At 44.1% G+C, this 16,943-nt stretch carries 20 protein-coding genes; 5 read left to right on the top strand and 15 right to left on the bottom strand.

The window, feature by feature from the left end; translation table 11 throughout:
• Positions 1–98 precede the first annotated feature (98 nt).
• The 3 genes from levB (at position 99) to ACTSEZ_RS20455 (ending at position 3,442) form a co-directional block, all read left to right on the top strand.
• A complete protein-coding gene (gene levB / locus ACTSEZ_RS20465) occupies positions 99–1,673 on the top strand; it encodes a 2,6-beta-fructan 6-levanbiohydrolase (RefSeq protein ID WP_369736085.1) in 1,575 nt (524 codons plus the stop codon).
• A 123-nt stretch (positions 1,674–1,796) separates the two neighbouring features.
• Complete coding sequence (locus ACTSEZ_RS20460) at positions 1,797–2,585, top strand: phytanoyl-CoA dioxygenase family protein (RefSeq protein ID WP_320156878.1); 789 nt, start codon at positions 1,797–1,799, stop codon at positions 2,583–2,585.
• Complete coding sequence (locus ACTSEZ_RS20455) at positions 2,582–3,442, top strand: helix-turn-helix domain-containing protein (RefSeq protein ID WP_369736084.1); 861 nt, start codon at positions 2,582–2,584, stop codon at positions 3,440–3,442. The genes ACTSEZ_RS20460 and ACTSEZ_RS20455 overlap by 4 nt, the downstream gene beginning before the upstream one ends.
• A 39-nt stretch (positions 3,443–3,481) precedes the next feature.
• On the opposite strand, the gene ACTSEZ_RS20450 is transcribed toward ACTSEZ_RS20455, so the two are convergent.
• On the bottom strand, positions 3,482–4,600 hold the full coding sequence (locus ACTSEZ_RS20450; protein ID WP_369736083.1) for a mandelate racemase/muconate lactonizing enzyme family protein: 1,119 nt from the start codon (positions 4,598–4,600) through the stop codon (positions 3,482–3,484).
• Between the two features lie 162 nt (positions 4,601–4,762).
• On the opposite strand from ACTSEZ_RS20450, the gene ACTSEZ_RS20445 reads away from it, so the two are divergent.
• The gene (locus ACTSEZ_RS20445) at positions 4,763–5,590 is read left to right on the top strand and encodes a hypothetical protein (protein ID WP_369736082.1); all 828 of its coding nucleotides are present in this window, start codon (positions 4,763–4,765) and stop codon (positions 5,588–5,590) included.
• Between the two features lie 160 nt (positions 5,591–5,750).
• Here ACTSEZ_RS20445 and ACTSEZ_RS20440 read toward each other — a convergent pair whose 3' ends face one another.
• The 7 genes from ACTSEZ_RS20440 to ACTSEZ_RS20410 all read right to left on the bottom strand — a co-directional run bounded on the left by ACTSEZ_RS20440 (position 5,751) and on the right by ACTSEZ_RS20410 (position 11,913).
• Complete coding sequence (locus tag ACTSEZ_RS20440) at positions 5,751–6,458, bottom strand: hypothetical protein (RefSeq protein WP_369736081.1); 708 nt, start codon at positions 6,456–6,458, stop codon at positions 5,751–5,753.
• Between the two features lie 208 nt (positions 6,459–6,666).
• Positions 6,667–7,551 (bottom strand): ROK family protein, encoded by an 885-nt coding sequence (locus tag ACTSEZ_RS20435; protein ID WP_369736080.1) that lies wholly within the window; start codon positions 7,549–7,551, stop codon positions 6,667–6,669.
• A 99-nt stretch (positions 7,552–7,650) separates the two neighbouring features.
• Positions 7,651–8,979, bottom strand: coding sequence for a PTS sugar transporter subunit IIC (locus ACTSEZ_RS20430; protein ID WP_369736079.1), 1,329 nt, complete (start codon positions 8,977–8,979; stop codon positions 7,651–7,653).
• A 12-nt stretch (positions 8,980–8,991) separates the two neighbouring features.
• Entirely contained in the window at positions 8,992–10,398 is a 1,407-nt protein-coding gene (locus ACTSEZ_RS20425) for a GH1 family beta-glucosidase (RefSeq protein ID WP_369736078.1), read from the bottom strand.
• Between the two features lie 15 nt (positions 10,399–10,413).
• The gene (locus ACTSEZ_RS20420; protein WP_369736077.1) at positions 10,414–10,722 is read right to left on the bottom strand and encodes a PTS sugar transporter subunit IIB; all 309 of its coding nucleotides are present in this window, start codon (positions 10,720–10,722) and stop codon (positions 10,414–10,416) included.
• Between the two features lies 1 nt (position 10,723).
• Positions 10,724–11,065: a PTS lactose/cellobiose transporter subunit IIA gene (locus ACTSEZ_RS20415; protein WP_369736076.1), complete on the bottom strand. Its 342-nt coding sequence runs from the start codon at positions 11,063–11,065 to the stop codon at positions 10,724–10,726.
• 134 nt (positions 11,066–11,199) lie between these two features.
• Entirely contained in the window at positions 11,200–11,913 is a 714-nt protein-coding gene (locus ACTSEZ_RS20410; protein WP_369736075.1) for a GntR family transcriptional regulator, read from the bottom strand.
• A 218-nt stretch (positions 11,914–12,131) separates the two neighbouring features.
• On the opposite strand from ACTSEZ_RS20410, the gene ACTSEZ_RS20405 reads away from it, so the two are divergent.
• Positions 12,132–12,617, top strand: a complete 486-nt coding sequence (locus ACTSEZ_RS20405; RefSeq protein WP_369736074.1) for a hypothetical protein — start codon at positions 12,132–12,134, stop codon at positions 12,615–12,617.
• A 122-nt stretch (positions 12,618–12,739) separates the two neighbouring features.
• On the opposite strand, the gene ACTSEZ_RS20400 is transcribed toward ACTSEZ_RS20405, so the two are convergent.
• The 7 genes from ACTSEZ_RS20400 to ACTSEZ_RS20370 form a co-directional block, all read right to left on the bottom strand.
• Positions 12,740–13,066: a hypothetical protein gene (locus ACTSEZ_RS20400; protein WP_369736073.1), complete on the bottom strand. Its 327-nt coding sequence runs from the start codon at positions 13,064–13,066 to the stop codon at positions 12,740–12,742.
• A 302-nt stretch (positions 13,067–13,368) separates the two neighbouring features.
• Positions 13,369–14,118: an ABC transporter permease gene (locus ACTSEZ_RS20395; RefSeq protein ID WP_369736072.1), complete on the bottom strand. Its 750-nt coding sequence runs from the start codon at positions 14,116–14,118 to the stop codon at positions 13,369–13,371.
• Positions 14,119–14,874 (bottom strand): ABC transporter ATP-binding protein, encoded by a 756-nt coding sequence (locus tag ACTSEZ_RS20390; RefSeq protein WP_369736071.1) that lies wholly within the window; start codon positions 14,872–14,874, stop codon positions 14,119–14,121. It abuts the gene before it with no gap.
• A 131-nt stretch (positions 14,875–15,005) separates the two neighbouring features.
• The gene (locus ACTSEZ_RS20385; RefSeq protein WP_369736070.1) at positions 15,006–15,359 is read right to left on the bottom strand and encodes a DUF1048 domain-containing protein; all 354 of its coding nucleotides are present in this window, start codon (positions 15,357–15,359) and stop codon (positions 15,006–15,008) included.
• 36 nt (positions 15,360–15,395) lie between these two features.
• Positions 15,396–15,716 carry a PadR family transcriptional regulator gene (locus ACTSEZ_RS20380; RefSeq protein WP_029566279.1) on the bottom strand — a complete coding sequence of 107 codons (321 nt, stop codon included), beginning with the start codon at positions 15,714–15,716 and terminating at the stop codon, positions 15,396–15,398.
• A 229-nt stretch (positions 15,717–15,945) separates the two neighbouring features.
• Positions 15,946–16,671, bottom strand: coding sequence for a twin-arginine translocase subunit TatC (gene tatC / locus ACTSEZ_RS20375; RefSeq protein ID WP_369736069.1), 726 nt, complete (start codon positions 16,669–16,671; stop codon positions 15,946–15,948).
• 64 nt (positions 16,672–16,735) lie between these two features.
• Positions 16,736–16,942, bottom strand: coding sequence for a twin-arginine translocase TatA/TatE family subunit (locus tag ACTSEZ_RS20370; RefSeq protein WP_369736068.1), 207 nt, complete (start codon positions 16,940–16,942; stop codon positions 16,736–16,738).
• Position 16,943 lies beyond the last annotated feature (1 nt).

The following is a 16,943-nucleotide window of genomic DNA, read 5'->3' as shown; positions in this document are numbered from 1 at the left end:
ATTACGGACGACGAAGACGAGTAAGAACCTAAGAAAAAAGAGAAAGAAAATGTCACGGGGCATTTTCTTTTTTCTATATATAAAAAGTGGTGATGATTATGAGTAAAAAACAAATTCTCAAAAAAGGATATAAGACGGCAGGCATTATCCTGATCGGAATATGGATGACCGTCTCAACCGGCATATTGATCCACGCTTTTTTAAAAACAAAAGAAGTTCCGCCAGCAGAAAAAGAAGAGCATTCATACCGGGCTGCCTATCATTTTACAGCCCCTGATCACTGGAAGAATGACCCGCAAAAGCCTGTTTATTATGAAGGCCAATACCATTACTACTACCTTTACAACGGCGACTATCCGGACGGAAACGGCACAGAGTGGCGCCATGCGGTTTCAAAAGACCTCGTTCACTGGAAGGACGAAGGCGTCGCTATCCCGAAATATACAAACGCAAACGGAGATCCATGGTCAGGATCTGTCGTTATTGATAAAGAAAACACAGCCGGCTTCGGAAAAGACGCCTTTATTGCTGTCGTCACCCAGCCGTCAAAAGACGGACAGAAGCAGGAGCAGTTCCTCTGGTACAGTACAGATAAAGGCAAGACCTTTAAGTCTTACAGCGAAGAACCTGTCATGAAAAATCCCGGTACAAAGGATTTCAGGGACCCTAAAATCATCCGCGATGACATCCGCGGCAAATGGGTGATGACGATGGCAGAAGGAAATAAAATCGGCTTCTATGAATCAGACAACCTGAAAGACTGGCGCTATACAAGCAGCTTTCAAACCGAAAATCTCGGTGTGCTTGAATGCCCTGATCTTTTCCGCATGCGGGCAGATGACGGCACTGAAAAGTGGGTGCTCGGCATGAGCGCAAACGGGAAAGAGTCAGGTAAGCCCAACACCTATGCCTACTGGACCGGATCATTCGACGGAACTGAGTTCAAGCCTGATCACGAGGAACCGGAATGGCTTGACTACGGCTTTGACTGGTACGGCGGGGTGACATTCGAACATGAAGAGGCTGATCCGCTTGAGAAACGCTATGCCTTGGCATGGATGAACAACTGGGCTTATGCCAATAACACACCAACGATGGAAGAAGGATTTAACGGCCAGGATTCTGTCATTCGTGAAATCAAGCTGACGCACGAAGCAAACAATCATTATTACCTTTCTTCAAAGCCCAGCGAAAAGCTGGATAAGCTGAACACCGTCACGAAAACCTACAAGAGAATCGAAGTAGACGGCGCCAAAACCCTTGATGTCCGCGATGACACCTACATGCTGGAAGCGGACATCTCCTGGTCAGATCTGAAAAATGCCGGATTCCGGCTGCTTGAATCAGAGGATGGAAAACGGCACGCAGACGCAGGAATCTCTTCAACAGAAGGTTATTCCTTTGTGAACCGCGGACCCACAGGTCACCCGGACGAAAGCAATCAGCTCACAGAAAGCAAAGCACCGTTTGATGCAGGCAAAAAAAAGGTGCATATGAAAATTCTTGTTGATAAAACAAGTGTGGAAGTGTTCATAGATGACGGGAAGACCGTTCACTCCAATCTTGTTTATCCAAACCCCGGCGACAAAGGAATCACGCTCTTTTCTGACGGAGGGAAAGCCGTATTTGAGAATGTGAAAATTAAACATTTAAAAACCGTTCAGGCAAAATGAAGACAAAAAATTGCTGTTAGTAATGACAGCAATTTTTTGTGTATATTGAGCACAAATCAATATAGCCTATCAATAAACATTCTTCTATAATGAGGTTATTCAAGGGATTAAGGGGGAGACGGAATGAATTTACACGGTTTAACTATTGAACAAAAAATGATGTGGGAACGAGACGGGTACTTGGTTTTCGAGGATTTTTTGCCGCAAAAAGAAACCGCTTACTACAATGAGAAGCTGGATCAGGCGATGACAGTATTTCGCGAGGAAAACCGCAAAAATCCTGAAACAGGTGTCCTTGATCATGTTGATCAAATCTGCGGAATCATTGAGCACGAAGAGGCATTTCTTGAGCTGATGGAAAATCCAAAAATGATGAATGTTATGCGGGATCTGCTTGGAGACCAGTTCGTGATGATCGATAACGACGGCTTAATCAAGCCTCCGAAAAAAGCAGCTCATACAAACTGGCACCGCGACACAGGCACAACGTTGTTTGTCGATGAAAAACCAGTTCCCTTCATGATTAAAGTGTTCTACTTTTTGTCAGACGTAAGCTATGACGGAGGATGTCTTGCTTTCCTTCCGGGAAGTGTCCACATGAGCAATGATGAACTGCCCAAGGTTGAAAATCAGGAAGATATGCCGGGGCATGTTCGAATGAATGTTAAAAAAGGAACAGCGGTTGTTTTTCACGGTTCTGCCTACCATTCAGCTTTAAACAATTTCTCTGAGGAAACAAGACGCTCCCTCATTTTCAATTACGCTCCTTCCTTCGTCCGCACCTGGCCGGGATATGAGCCTTCAGAGGCTTTAAAAGCAAAAGCGGATACAAACCTGCGAAAAATGCTTCTCGGCATGACGCCATGGTGTTCCGATGCAAAGGCGTTTGAAGAAGAAGCTGTCAGTCAATGAGCGAAAAAAAATATTTTGAACATGTTTATTCGCCGAGCGGGTTTGCCCGCTCGCATTTGTTTTTCCCTTTAATCGGCGGATTCAACAAAATGGCGCCTGAGTTTTATTTTGAACGTGACTATTATCCGGCATGGGAATTTCTTTATGTTACCTCCGGCAGAGGCTGGTTTGCCATAAATGATCAATGGATTAAACTGGAACCGGGTGACGGGCTCCTGTACGACATGAGACTCCCCCACAAATATAAAGCAGACCCTGAAGATCCGTACGAAATGATGTACCTCGTCTTCAATGGCGATGAAATGAAGCATCTCATGGAAAAATGGTTTCCATCCCCCTCCACTTTAATCAGAGGCACGGCAGGAAAAGACGAATATGAAACAACGCTGATCCGGATTTTAAAAATGGGCGACTCGGCTGATGACAAAGAAGAAACCGAAATCAACATTCTCATTTATCAGATGCTGACACAGCTGCTGAAATACAGCAGAGCCGAACCGAAAGACCTGAACAGAGCAAAGCCTGAGGCACTTGAACATGGCAGAATGTACATGGAAGAACATTTCTCTCAAGCAGCAGACATTCAGGATGCTGCCAAAGCGGCGGGCTTAAGCTATTACCACTTCATCCGCCAGTTTAAGCGATATTATGGTGTTTCACCTAAAGAATACTTAACCAAGCTGAAGATCGGGCATGCGAAAAAAATCCTGATCTATTCAGACAATCAAGTGAGCGAAGTTGCAGAGGCAGCCGGCTTCAGCAGCTATAACGCATTTTTGACAACATTTCTTCAGCATGAAGGCGTCTCTCCGACTCATTTCAGGAAGACATGGCGTTTGTCTAGGTATCATTATTAATATATGAAAGAGCTTGTGAGATTTCTCTCACAAGCTCTCTTACATTACTCTGAATTTTTTTTCCGCCTCAGGGTCAATCTCTATTCCAAGACCGGGACGATCCGGAAGATTTACGTAACCATCCTCAAATACGACCAGATTTTGGACAAGCGTTCTCGCAAGAGGTGAATCAGAAACTGTATATTCCATCAGAAATCCATTAGGAATACTGGCGGCAAAATGAGTGCTTGCAGCGACCAATATACCCGTTTTAAATGCGTGTGGGACGATCCTTTTATGCTCGGCATAAGCCAGATCAGCAATTTTCTTTCCTTCCGTCAATCCTCCGCACCTGCCCAGGTCAGGCTGGATAATATCCACCCCTCCTACTTTAATGAGTCTCTCAAACGCTTTTCTTCCGCTCTCATTTTCTCCTGCAGCGATATGAATGTCCGTTGCTGCAGAAAGCATGGCATAGCCCTCCAGATCATCCGGAGCAAGCGGTTCTTCTATCCACTGTACACCATACTCTTCAAACCGTCTGGCCATTTTGACGGCATGCTTGGCATCCCAGCGCTGTCCGATATCAATCATAAGCTCTGTCCGTTCTCCGATAACAGACCGAATGGCCTTCACAGCCTCAACATCAAAATATTCGTCTTCGCCAAATGGACCCCAGCCAAATTTGATTGCTTTATACCCCATGTCCATATACTTTTCTGCTGACAAGCAGGCTTCTTTAATCGTTTCCGGCATAACGAGGCTTGCGTAAGCTTTTACACGGTTTCTGTATACACCGCCAAGCATTTGAGCAGTTGTCCGCTCTGCCGCCTTGCCGACAATATCCCATAAAGCCATATCAATTCCGCTGATGGCGTGGATGGCTGCCCCCTGCCGCCCGTAATAAGAAGACCCCTGGAACATTTTGTTCCAGAGCCTCTCGCGGTCAAAAGGGTCCTCTCCAATAATAAGACTCTTTAATCCGGTGCTGATTAAATGAGAAGCAGATGCTTCAATAATAGCTTTTGCCACTTCAGGCGAAGAATCAACCTCTCCTATCCCCGTAATGCCTTCATCTGTATGAACGCGGACAAGCAGGGTATCCTGTGTCCCGTCACAGCGGAGGGCATCAACTTCCGGCAGGCGCAGGTATATGGCTTCTACGTCAGTAATTTTCATTTGTTCTTCACCTTTTTCATATGAAATGATTGTACATATACCGCTTGAATTATTATAACTTTCTGAATTTACTATGACAATCATTACGTTTATTGTGACAAGTGGTTTATACTTACTTCCAAAGAGGAAATGAAGGGTAAATTAATGAAGGGAAGGCATCGCATGACAACTGAAGCTGCATTCAAAAGACACAAGCGCTTTTTGGAAACTTTGGAAATCTCTCCTTATCTCGTCAGAAATGATGTCAATGACTACCGTGTCGGTGTATATTCTAAATTCGGCAAAACAAAAGGGTATGTAATTATAGCTTCTGACGGAAAAGAATGCGAAAAAGGAGAAGCAATCGCTCCTTTCCGGTTCTTTGTCACATTCAATGAATATTTAACTGGCATTACTCATCAAGGGCAAATTGAGATGAATAAACCGACAGACGTTTTTCAGAACACAATCCAGTTACTGGATGAAACGAGACCTCATATTGAAAGTAATCTGAATCAACTTGAACGTGCCAAGTCCAACGTCACTCAGCTGGATGAGGGTTATAAACAGTTTGAAGGAATGTATAAAGAGGCGATGAAGACGTATGAGGCGGTAATAAAAGAGGGATTGTTAACGAAGGAAGATCTAGAAAAAATCATTCATCTAATGGATGAGTTCACTTTACTGCAGTACAGACTGCTTCATCTGCAGGTTGAATCAAAACCGTTTTTTGAAGCAGTGGCAGCTGAGCTTAGGACAAAAACGCCTGCTGGAAAGGATAAAGAAACTGTAGAGACAGCACTAGACATCTTCACCTTTTTGACAGAGAAAAAATACTTATCCGAACTGGATGAGAGCCTTATTGCTTTTGAAAGCAAGATTCACGGTGAGCGAGTCACCTTTTATCAAAATCCAAATCCCGGCTGGGAAGAGCAATTTCTTCAGCATACCAATGAGCGAAGCGAATTCCAGTTTCAGAATGAAGCCCTGCTGATGCTCAGAAATAAATGATTGAACAAAGTTGAAAAATGCAGATATTTCCCCGGGAATGAGATCACCTTTTGCCGATACAGACCGATTTGTATCAAATCGTGTCTATTGAAGGTATATCGCTGCGCGAAACAATAAAAAAAGAGTCAATCCTCTTATGATGGGGTTGACTCCTGTTTTGTTATTTTTTGAATAAGGAAAAAAGCCAGTTCCAGCTTTCTTTAGGCCCCTGCATTCTCTCTTCAAGTCGCCTGTTAAAATCATTCTGCGAGTTCCATTCCTGCTTCTGCTCATCGCGCATTGCCTGAATTTCCTTTTGAAGCAGCTCGCTCTTTTGTTTTTCCTCTTCAAGCAGCGCTTCATAGTGAGCTGTTTGCTGCTGAATCAGCTTTTCCATCTTCACGTTCGTCTTGTGAGCTGAATTTCCGATTGTGGAGCTGATGACGTGGTGATCCTGCTGAAGTCTGGAAACAGCTGTTTTCAGGTGAGACATATCGTTTTTCAGCTCCAGATTCATTTCCCGCGCAGCTGCAAGCTCATTCACCACATACATCAGAGCTTCTTTCAGCTGAGCCGGATCATTCGGCAGCTGATTGTATGTACCTGATACAGCAATCTCTGACGTATCGGACTCAGTTAAACGCTCCTTTTGCAGTTCCACTAGATCCTTTGCCGTATCGTCCAGCGGCTTGTCTGTATCGCGGAGCGCTATAAGCGCATTCAGATCAGTCTGAACGAAAATCCGCCTGTCTCCATCTTTTAAGAATTCATATCCGTTCCGTTCTAAGATTTGGCCATACTTACGGACGGTGGGCGTTGCAATTCCCACTTCTTCCGCGGCTTCCTTTGAAGAAAATGCCCGTTCATTCGGTTGTATATCGCGTCTCATATCGGCCCCCCTTTCCTTTAACTATGAAGGCTTTCCTTCCTTTTTGCAAGCTGTATCGCCGGGCGATACTAGGATGAATCAGATAAATGCTGAAAAGCTAGAGAAAAAGCCTCATTCATACTTGAATCAGGCTTTATTTGCTGGTATTCACTTATAGTATTCGAACCTGTACACCCCAATTTAGTCTGTGGTTCTTCTTTTTTCTGTTTTACTCCATGTTTTTTGAAGCGATATGATGATAGACTGCACCGATAATACCTGATTGGTTTCCGAAACTGGCAGGCTTCATTACTGCTGAGAATGCCGGCTCAATTTCCAGGATCCGCTGCTCTAATTCATGCATGAATGTTTTTCTTGAAATAATGCCTCCTCCGATATAAAAAACAGGCGGTGCAAATACATAATATAAATTCAATATGTTCATTGTAAGACCGGTGTATAAGTCACCGACAAGATGCGAGGCAGTTTCTTCCCCGTTGTCATAGGCTTCAAAGATTTGCTCGCCGGATACATCTTGAAAAGGGATGTTCTTGCACTCTGCGTATTTCTGACGGAGAATTGCAAGCGTCGCTGATTTGTTAAACTTATGGCTTTCTGCAACGTCACTTGTAACGTGTTCACTGAACATGTGCCCGAACTCACCTGAGCGGTTGCGCACCCCGCGGTAAAGAGCGTCGTTCAAGTAAATGGCACCGCCAATACCCGTTCCAATCGTCAGAAAAAGAAAGTCCCGCTCTTTCTTTGCACTGCCTTTCCATTTTTCCGCAAGCGCTGCACAATTTGCATCATTTTCTGCACTTATAGTCAGGCTGGGATATCGCTCTGTAAAGTAGTCAAAAATGTTGAAGCCATTAAAATCGACAATCGCACCGCCCATTTCAATGAAACCCGTGGCCGGATCAATATATCCCGGAATACTGAGTGCTAGACCTGCTGTATCCGAATCGATCTGCCTTTCAATTTGAGATAGAATCGTCTCTCCTTTTCTGTTCTCCAAAGACAGTTTCCCGGACTCAATAAGGTCACCTGTAAGAGAAAATTTCCCGATTTTCAAATCGGTTCCCCCTATATCAAAAGCTAATAGATGCTTCATCTGTATCTCCTTCTTTCCTATTTAATATGGCCACTTTCATGAAAATAAAGAATTACCCCCTGCATCTTTGTACGGGGGGTAATTTTATATTCAGTTCTTTCAAGCAATCGCACTTTCTGACTGTTCTTTTGCTTTAAGCTCTTCGCCGTAAGATAAACGATCCTGCATTCTGACGAATGGAAGATAGATTGCCACAGACATCGCAATGGTTGCAAGCTGCAGCAGGGCAGCTCTCCAGCCGCCAATCAAAAAGCCGGAAACAATCGGCGGTGTCGTCCATGGAACCTGAAGGGCATTGAACGGTTCTACCCATCCCCAAATAATGGAGAAGTAAACCATGAACGATGCAAGCGCAGGAACCACAATGAATGGAACAAACATGATTGGGTTGAACACAATCGGCATACCGAAAATGATTGGTTCGTTGATGTTAAATAGTCCTGGACCAAGAGATAATCGGCCGAGCTGTTTTAAGTGTGACGACCTTGCCACCATAAGAGCCGCGATAATGAAACCGATCGTAATCCCCGATCCTCCGAGTTTTGTAAACACATCCAGGAATTGAATGGTTACGATTTTGGCATTTTCTCCAACAACCAGTGCTTCACCAGAATCAATAATTGCCTGGTTTTGCAGAGCATTGGCTGTAAGAAGCGGTCCCATAACCCCCATGATGATGGCAGCACCATGAATTCCGCACCACCATAGAAGGGACATCAAGACCATGATCAGGACAGCTCCAGTAAGCGTGTCCGTCAAGTTTTGCACAGGCACTTGAAGCAGTGTATAAACAACTTCAGTAAATGTCTTATCAGCAAAAGCCTGACAAAGTGCAAATACAACGACTGCAGCTGTGATAACCGCAAATCCTGGAATTAAGGCAGAGAACGAGTTCGCTACACCAGGCGGAACACCATCAGGCATTTTAATGCGAATGTCGCGTTTAATAAATTGTGCGTAAACGAATCCGACAAATAGTCCGACTACAATGGCTGCAAGTACACCTTGTCCGCCGGTCCAGACTTTTGGAATAACGCCTGTGACCGTTTCGCCGTCTTTTGTCAGTACAGAAGCCTGGGTAATGATCAGGAATGCGATGATTCCTAAAATACCAGCCGGCGTACCTTCTATTTTTTCATTCTTAACGTATGAATATGCAATTCCAAAGACGCCGATCAGCGCCAGAATATCAAATGTAGAACCGACAACCTGAGTAAGCGGAAGGCTCCACTGTTCACCGAACAATTTTACCATAGTTTCTGCCCAGCCAGGAATCGGAGCAGCAAGAATGAGCAGGAAAAGGGAGCCGATAATCGTCATCGGCATTGTTAAAATAAATCCATCCTTAATTGCAAGTGTCGGTTTCGCATTTGCAAATCGAAGGAAGAAAGGCATGAACTTTTCAAATATACGTTCTAAGCGGCCCATCTGATTGCCTCCTTAAAGTTCTTCTGCGCGAGTGGCGATGATATCCTTGTACCAAAAGAACGACTGCTTCCGTTTTCGTGCAAGACCATTTTTGTGGTCAACATAGATAAATCCGTATTGTTTTTTGTAACCATTCAGCCAGCTCAGCAAATCAATGACAGACCAGGCAAAGTAGCCTGAAACATTAATTCCTTCGCTTACGGCATTCTTTACAGCTCTTAGATGACTTTCAATGTAGTCGATTCGGGGCTGATCAAGAATCTCTTCACCGGCAATCGGGTCTTCATCTCCCAAACCATTCTCAGTGATATACATCTTGATGTTTCCGTAACGCTCTTTAAGCATGCGCATACCATCGAGGAATGCGTCAGGAGCGATTTCCCAGCCCCATTTCGTATACTCTTTGTCATCCATCATGACTGTTTTGTATACGCCGTCGAATGACGGGTTTCCAGGTTTGCCTGTTGAATTCTCGCGGCCGCCTGACATAACAAGTGCTGAATCGTTTTTCATGACCCGCTGCGGACAGTAGTAGTTCAGTCCGATAAAATCATTCATAGGAGCCGTCCGGCGAAGCAGAGCAAGCTCTTCCTCCGTCATTTCCGGAAGCAGACCTTGAGCTTCAAGCGCATCCGTTACGTATTCAGGGTAAGACCCTTTTAAGATCGGATCGTAATACCAGTGTGTTGAATAGGCATTCGCATGTCTTTCAGCAAATTTATTTTCTTCGTCTTCATCAATGCTGAACGCAGGGTTGAATACGTGAGTAATACCGATTTCACCCTCATAGCCTGACTTTTTGAAGCTTTCCACTGCACGTGCATGAGCAACAAATACATTATGTGTTGCCTGGAAGTAGGCTTTGGCATCCCCTTCAATTCCCGGCGGATGTGCGCCTGTTAAGTAGCCTAACGAACAGAAGATAACGGTTTCGTTAAACGTAATCCAGTTTCGTACACGGTCGCCGAAAGCTTTGAAGCAAACTTCAGCAAATCTGACAAATGCATCCGATGTTTTCGTGTTGCGCCATCCTCCGTCTTCTTCAAGAGGCTGCGGCAGATCCCAGTGATACAGGGTCACGAAAGGAATAATGCCGTATTTTAAACATTCATCAATGACATTATTATAGAAATCCAATCCCTTTTGATTTACCTCTCCAGTACCGTCCGGGATAATGCGTGTCCAGGCAATCGAGAAGCGGTATGATTCCAGTCCCATTTCTGCCATGAGCGCGATGTCTTCTTTATATCTGTGATAGTGGTCAATGGCCACATCACCATTCGTTCCTTCAAATGTTTTACCGGGAATCTTTGAAAAGACATCCCAATTTGAAACTCCTTTACCATCCTCGTTCCATGCACCCTCTACTTGGTAAGAAGCCGATGCTGCACCGAACAGGAAATCCTTTGGCATTTTCAAGATCATTCACCCCGTTTATTTATTTGCTAGTTTCATTGCCTGATCAAATACTTTTGCGCCGTTCATCATGCCGTAGTCAACCGTATTGACCACATCAATCGCAACACCTTTTGGTTCACAGATTGATTTTCCTTTATTCAGTAAGTACTTCACCTGAGGACCAAGCAAAGCGACATCAATTTCATCCGCATACTTCTCCATCTCTGATTCAGGGTAAGCTGCAATTTTAGCCTCTACACCGCGCTCGGCGGCAACCGCTTTCATTTTCTCCACTAACATACTAGTTGACATGCCTGCTGCACAGAATAGTCCGATCTTTACCATATCAATTCATCCCTTTCAATTTGTTAATTTCTTTTTGCATCGTCATCATATGATCCAATAGCTCTTTTACTAGAATCGTATTCATTAAGTGATCCTGCGCGTGAACCATCAGGACGCCGACTTTTGCTGATTTCCCTTGAGCCTCTAGTGTGACAAATTTGGTTTGGATTGCGTGCGCTTCTTTTAAAATCGAATCACCTTTCACTACCTCAGCTTCTGCCTCTTCAATTTTGTTTTCTCTTAGCAGATGCAAGGCTGCATGATAACTTGCTTTCGCATCTCCTGAAAATGCGATCAATCCAAAAATATCTTCAGGGCTTATATCAATTGCTTGTTCAACCATCTATGTACACCCTTTCATAAGTATGATTCAAATTCATAGGTACAAATTTTATAAACTTATAATAACTTACTAGATTTCAAATGTAAACCCTTTTATTTAATCAAAAAAAAGAGAGCCCTCAGCCCTCTTCACACTTAACTCCCTTTCATATTCGATACTTTCAGTAATTTCACATGTTTGAAATGATGCACGGATTGTGAATAATCAAAGATTGCGCCGTTTGTTAAACAAACCGTATTATCCACAACTAGAGCCGGATCATTTTCCTTTAACCCCAGCAATTCAGCCTGCTCAGACGTAAGATAGTCTGCGCCGATGATTCTGTCTGCAAAACCAATTGCGAGTTTCTGGTCATTTCTCAAATAATTATATATCGATTTCTTCACGATATTTTCATCAAGATATTTCACAAGGTCTTTGTTGAAGTAAGAGGTTTCAATCGAAAATGGGTCTCCATCAACATATCTCAGCCTTTTCACATAATAAACAGATGTACCTGCTTTGCAGCCCATATTGACTGCCAGATCCTCATCTGCCTCTATCAGTTTAAAATCAAGAAGTTTATTTTCTACAAGGCGGTCACTGAAATCGTTCGTTACCCCCTGCAGCCTCTCAAGATTGACGTGTCCTCTGTTGTGGTGGTTGCGGATAAACACACCGCTGCCTTGAACTTGATACACATATCCCTTATTAACAAGAATATCAATTGCTTTACGGACGGTGTTGCGGCTGACCTGATATTTTACGGCATATTCATCTTCCGTCAGCAGTTTATTCGTTTTCTGATAAACATGATGGATAATATCAGACTCTATCTGGCCGGCCACTTGAAGATACTTTGGAGCCATTCTGTTCGACACCTCTCTATATATACTAAAAACTAGAAATGATTATAGCTGAAAATATTGTAAACGAATTCATAAAAATATCATACTTTATTTTTTTAGAGAATCAATCCTGCTGAAAAAGATCCAGATCCATTTTGCCTCCGGGTAGGCATCCGCACATTCATTTAGGTATCAGCCCGCATAATGTACATAAGCGTACGAAGGATGGAGGCTTATCCATGAAAAATTTTTATGCGTTTCAGGGAATCGTCACAGCTATCAGTGATTTTAACACAGGACAAAGCGGCGATGGGTGCTTCAAAGTATTTACAGCAGAAAATCAATCGGGCTCCACTGTAAACTTCATTGTGTCACCCGGCACTTATTTTGTCGACCATGCAATGGTATCAACAGGAGATCTTGTAACGGGATATTATGACGGAAATGCACCGGTCCCCCTTATCTATCCGCCCCAATATCAGGCGCTGGTGATGGTAAAAGAAAGCCAGAATCAAAATGTGAAAGTATCGTATTTTAACAGCCAGCTGGTGAGCAGCGACGGACAGCTCAAGCTGAACCTTTCGCCTTTTACGCAAGTATTGCTGACAAACGGCCAGGCTTTTACGGGCAATCCCGCTAACCGTGATCTTGCTGTCATTTACGGTGCTTCCACGAAAAGCATTCCTGCTCAGACTGTTCCTAACAGGGTGATTGTGCTTTGCTGAATCCAATGGGAAAAGGCCCATTCTTTGCTTCAGCAAAGAATGAGCTTTTTAAATGATGAATAAACCTTGTGCTTGGAGATAAAGAGTCGTTCAGAGGTGTCTTGAGGGAAAATAGATGTGGCCTAACTAAAACTAACCCTTACATTTCCTTCTTTTTCTGCTGCTGACATACAAATAGTTAAAAAGCCCTGTATTTGTTGTATCTCCCACTTGACGAATTTACTATCCGGTATTCTATTGATTTTCCAGAAATTCCGATATTCGTTCAAAGCTTTTTCCAATTGCTGCATGGAAAAAGACGAGCTGCTGCCTGTTCCGCTGACTCCTCCGTTAAATTCGTCTGCATCAAGTACACCGTATACAATTGACGCGTGTCCATTACCCATACTGAAACGAAGATAGGCAATTTCCTCTCCTGCCTGATTGTAACCGCAAATATCATGTCCCATCATATGTCCTCCTTTAAAATTGAACGTACATAAGTCACCTCCTTAAGATGGAGTTTTGTTGGGGTTTTCTGGATCATTGCTAAAATTGAATCATTAGAATTGTTAAAAATGAGAGGGATTATCCGCGGTAAAACGGGGGGATTTTTATAGGATAAAAGACTTAGTTTCTTCTTTAATCATCACACTTTCTTCGGTTCCAGTCAATATAAGGACGGAATATTCACCTAATTTTTACAATTAATTAACACGCAAGGGCTGCTCAATCATTTGAGCAGCCTTCTATATAACCAGCGGCTTGATGCTTATCCCAGCTTGCGTTTAAATTCTTTACTCGCAAAAAAGAAAGCGATGACCATGATGCAGAGGCACCAGGCAAGTGCGGTCCAGATATCTCCTCCAGCGGAACCTTTATTTAAGAGAGCACGAAGAGTATTTACAATTGATGTGACAGGCTGGTTTTCGGCGAAAATCCGGATTATGTCAGGCATCGTTTCAGTGGGCACAAAAGCTGAACTGATGAAAGGGAGGAAGATAAGCGGATACGAATAGGCAGTCGCGCCTTCCATAGACGATGCTTTTAAGCCCGGAATAACAGAAAGCCAGGTGAGCGCCAGCGTAAACATCCCGAGTATTCCGGCTGCGGCGAGCAAATCCAGGAGCCCTGCGTCTGTACGGAAACCCATCAAGAGAGCGACGAGGATAACTACCGCGACAGTCAGTGCATTAGAAACCAGCGAGGTGAGAACGTGAGCCCACAAAACAGACGATCGCTTTATAGGCATAGTCATGAAACGTGACAGCAATCCGCTCTTTACGTCGTTGTACAGCCGCATAGACGTATAAACGACACCGGATGCAACGGTTATCAGCAGAATTCCCGGCAATAGGTAATTGACATAGGGTTCTGCCCCCGTGTTTATGGCACCGCCGAATACATAGACGAACAGGAGCAACATCATAACCGGTGTAACAGCCACCGTAATAATCGTATCCGGACTCCGCATAATATTGAGCATTAATCGCCCCAGTAATACTCCAGTATGGCTTCTCATTTACATCTTCTCCTTTTTGCCGATAATTGCGAGGAATATTTCTTCCAAAGTCGGCTGCTTTTCAATGTATTCTACTTTCGCCTTAGGGAACATTTTCTTAAGTTCGGCAAGGGTACCGGTCGTGATCATTTTTCCTCCATGCAAGATGGCGATACGGTCCGCCAGCTGTTCCGCTTCCTCCAGATACTGTGTTGTCAGCAGAATCGTTGTGCCTCCGAGGGCAAGCTCCCTGACGGTATTCCACACTTCCATCCGCGCTTCAGGGTCCAGTCCCGTTGTCGGTTCGTCGAGAAAAATAACGGACGGATTCCCGATCAGGCTCATGGCAATGTCGAGCCGGCGCTTCATTCCCCCGGAATAGGTATCCGCACGGCGGTCAGCTGCATCTGTCAGACTGAATGTTTCCAGAAGATTGTCTGCCGCACGTGCGGGACTGGAAACTCCCCGCAGCCTGGCAATCATCCTGAGGTTCTCACGTCCGGTCAGCATTCTGTCTATAGCTGCGAACTGCCCCGTCAAACTGATGTGCTGCCGGACATGATCTGTCTGCCGCCTGACATCATACCCGCAAATCGCTGCTTCACCGCCATCGGCCTTCATCAATGTTGACAGAATGTTGACAATCGTTGTCTTACCCGCACCATTTGAACCGAGCAAAGCAAAAATTTCACCGCGTTGAACCTCGAAGTCCACTCCTTTTAACACTTCCTTATCGGCAAAGGATTTTTTTAATCCTTTTACTGATATCACATTCATTCTAATTCCTCCCATTTGTAATTTGGTGAATAATACAGCGAGCTATTCAGTACCACAGGTAACAAGTATCACTTATTACCCTGCAAAAAATAACTGAACAGCGAAGGTGGCTGAAACAGCCGGCTATTCAGTCAAGATTCCTTGTCACTTTTTCCTAATTGCTTCATAATGCTCTGATTCAGATTTTCACGCTGCTTGGAGGCATAGGTTTTCGCGTTTGCCACAAGTTCATCAGCAAAAGCAGCCACATCCTCTCCCGTTATCTCAAGCACCTGTCTGCCTTCTGCGGCGCCTCCTTCAAACAAGTCAATCAGCTCATACTGGATATGCAGCATATCCATTCCGCTGCCTGAAGAGAACCCCCACATATAATGCTGAATTTTCTTAAAGACGAACTGATAATCCTCAGGCAGGGCTTCCACCCTAGCCATCATCGTTCTGTACTCTTTTTTATCGCCAATCATTTTTCTAAACCATTCCATCATGGTGTTTTTCCTCCTTTTTATTGGTGAGAATTCAGCCTAATTAGACTTCAAAACGTTAATTTTCGCAGAGACAAATTCCCACTTTCTCCAAAAAAGATCAAGTTCCTTTCTGCCTGCTTCATTTAGTGTATAAAATTTGCGAGGGGGGCCCATATCCGACGGTTTTTTTTCAATGTTCACCAGCTGTTTTTTTTCTAAACGAACAAGAATGGTGTAAACTGTTCCTTCCACTACTTCCGTAAATCCAAGTTCATTCAGACGCCTGGTTATCTCATAGCCATACGTTTCATGGCGGCTGATAATTTCCAGCACGCACCCCTCAAGCGATCCTTTCAGCATTTCCGTTAAGTGTTCTATGTTGAGAACCTCCTTTAGTTTATGTGACGTATTCAAACGCTATTCAGTATTGCTTATTACTTATATATAGTATTACTTAGTAGTAAAGGTGTCAACTAATTTTTAACATTTTCTCTGGCATAGTATCGGAGAGCAAAAAAAGAAGCCTCTCACAAGTTTCATCAACTCATGGGAAGCCTCTGGGCAGAGTAGGTGTATAAACGGCTTGGCATAGGTAAAAGTTCCAGCATCACACATTATGCGATAAAGCAGTCACAGTCTTCTTCTGTGAACGCCACGCGCAGAGCCAGATGCTGATTTCGTAAAGCAGGATCATCGGAATAAGCACAAACAGCTGGGAGACAAAGTCCGGCGGCGTTATGACGGCCGACAGGACAACGAGTCCGAAAAAGACGTACTTTCGGTATTTCCTCATAAACTCAGGAGTTAACAGCCCGATTTCTGTTAGAAATAAGACGACGGCAGGCAATTCAAAGAGCAGTCCTAAGGGCAGGATGATCTGAAATAAGAACCGGAAGTATTTTTCCGCCGTGAACATCGTCTCAAACATCCCGTCAGACAGCGACACGATAAACTCAAACACCATCGGAAAAACCAAAAAGTAGCCGAACGCCACTCCGCTCACAAATAAAAAGAATAGCAATGGAATGAATATCAAGGCTGCCGACCGCTCCACCGGTTTCAATGCAGGCTTGATGAATGCCCACACCTGATAGGTGATCAGCGGAATACAGCAGGCAAACGCGCAAATACTCGCAAGTGTAAAATAGATCCAAAGGATATCAGAAGGACCAAGCACCGTGAGCTCAAGCTCTGCGTCATTAAGAATCCAGCGGTAGATGTGCTCCACACTTAAAAAACCGGCTACCAATAGAACCGCATAAGCCAAAGCCACAGTGATAATCCGCTTCCGCAATTCCATCAAATGATTCTGGATAAACTCCTGTTGTGTCATCTTCACCCCTCCATCTTAGAAAAAAGAGAGACCGCACGAAGCCAAGTCCCTCCCTTTTCCGCTCTTAAGATTCTCTTTGAACAGTCGCCGTTTCTTCTGTCTTCGCTTTCTTCGGCTCTTCTTCTGACATCAAGTCTTTCGTGCCTTTCTTGAACTCACGCAGAGTCACTCCAAAAGAACGTCCGATTTCCGGCAGTTTTGAAGGTCCGAATACAATCAATGCAATGATGACAATTAAAATCAGGCCTGGAACTCCGATATTTTGCAGCATG

The sequence above is a fragment of the Metabacillus mesotrionivorans genome, from assembly GCF_052171315.1.
In the GTDB taxonomy this organism is placed as follows: domain Bacteria; phylum Bacillota; class Bacilli; order Bacillales; family Bacillaceae; genus Bacillus_P.
Note: the sequence above shows the minus strand (reverse complement) of the source record. Positions and strands in the feature narration are given on the sequence as shown.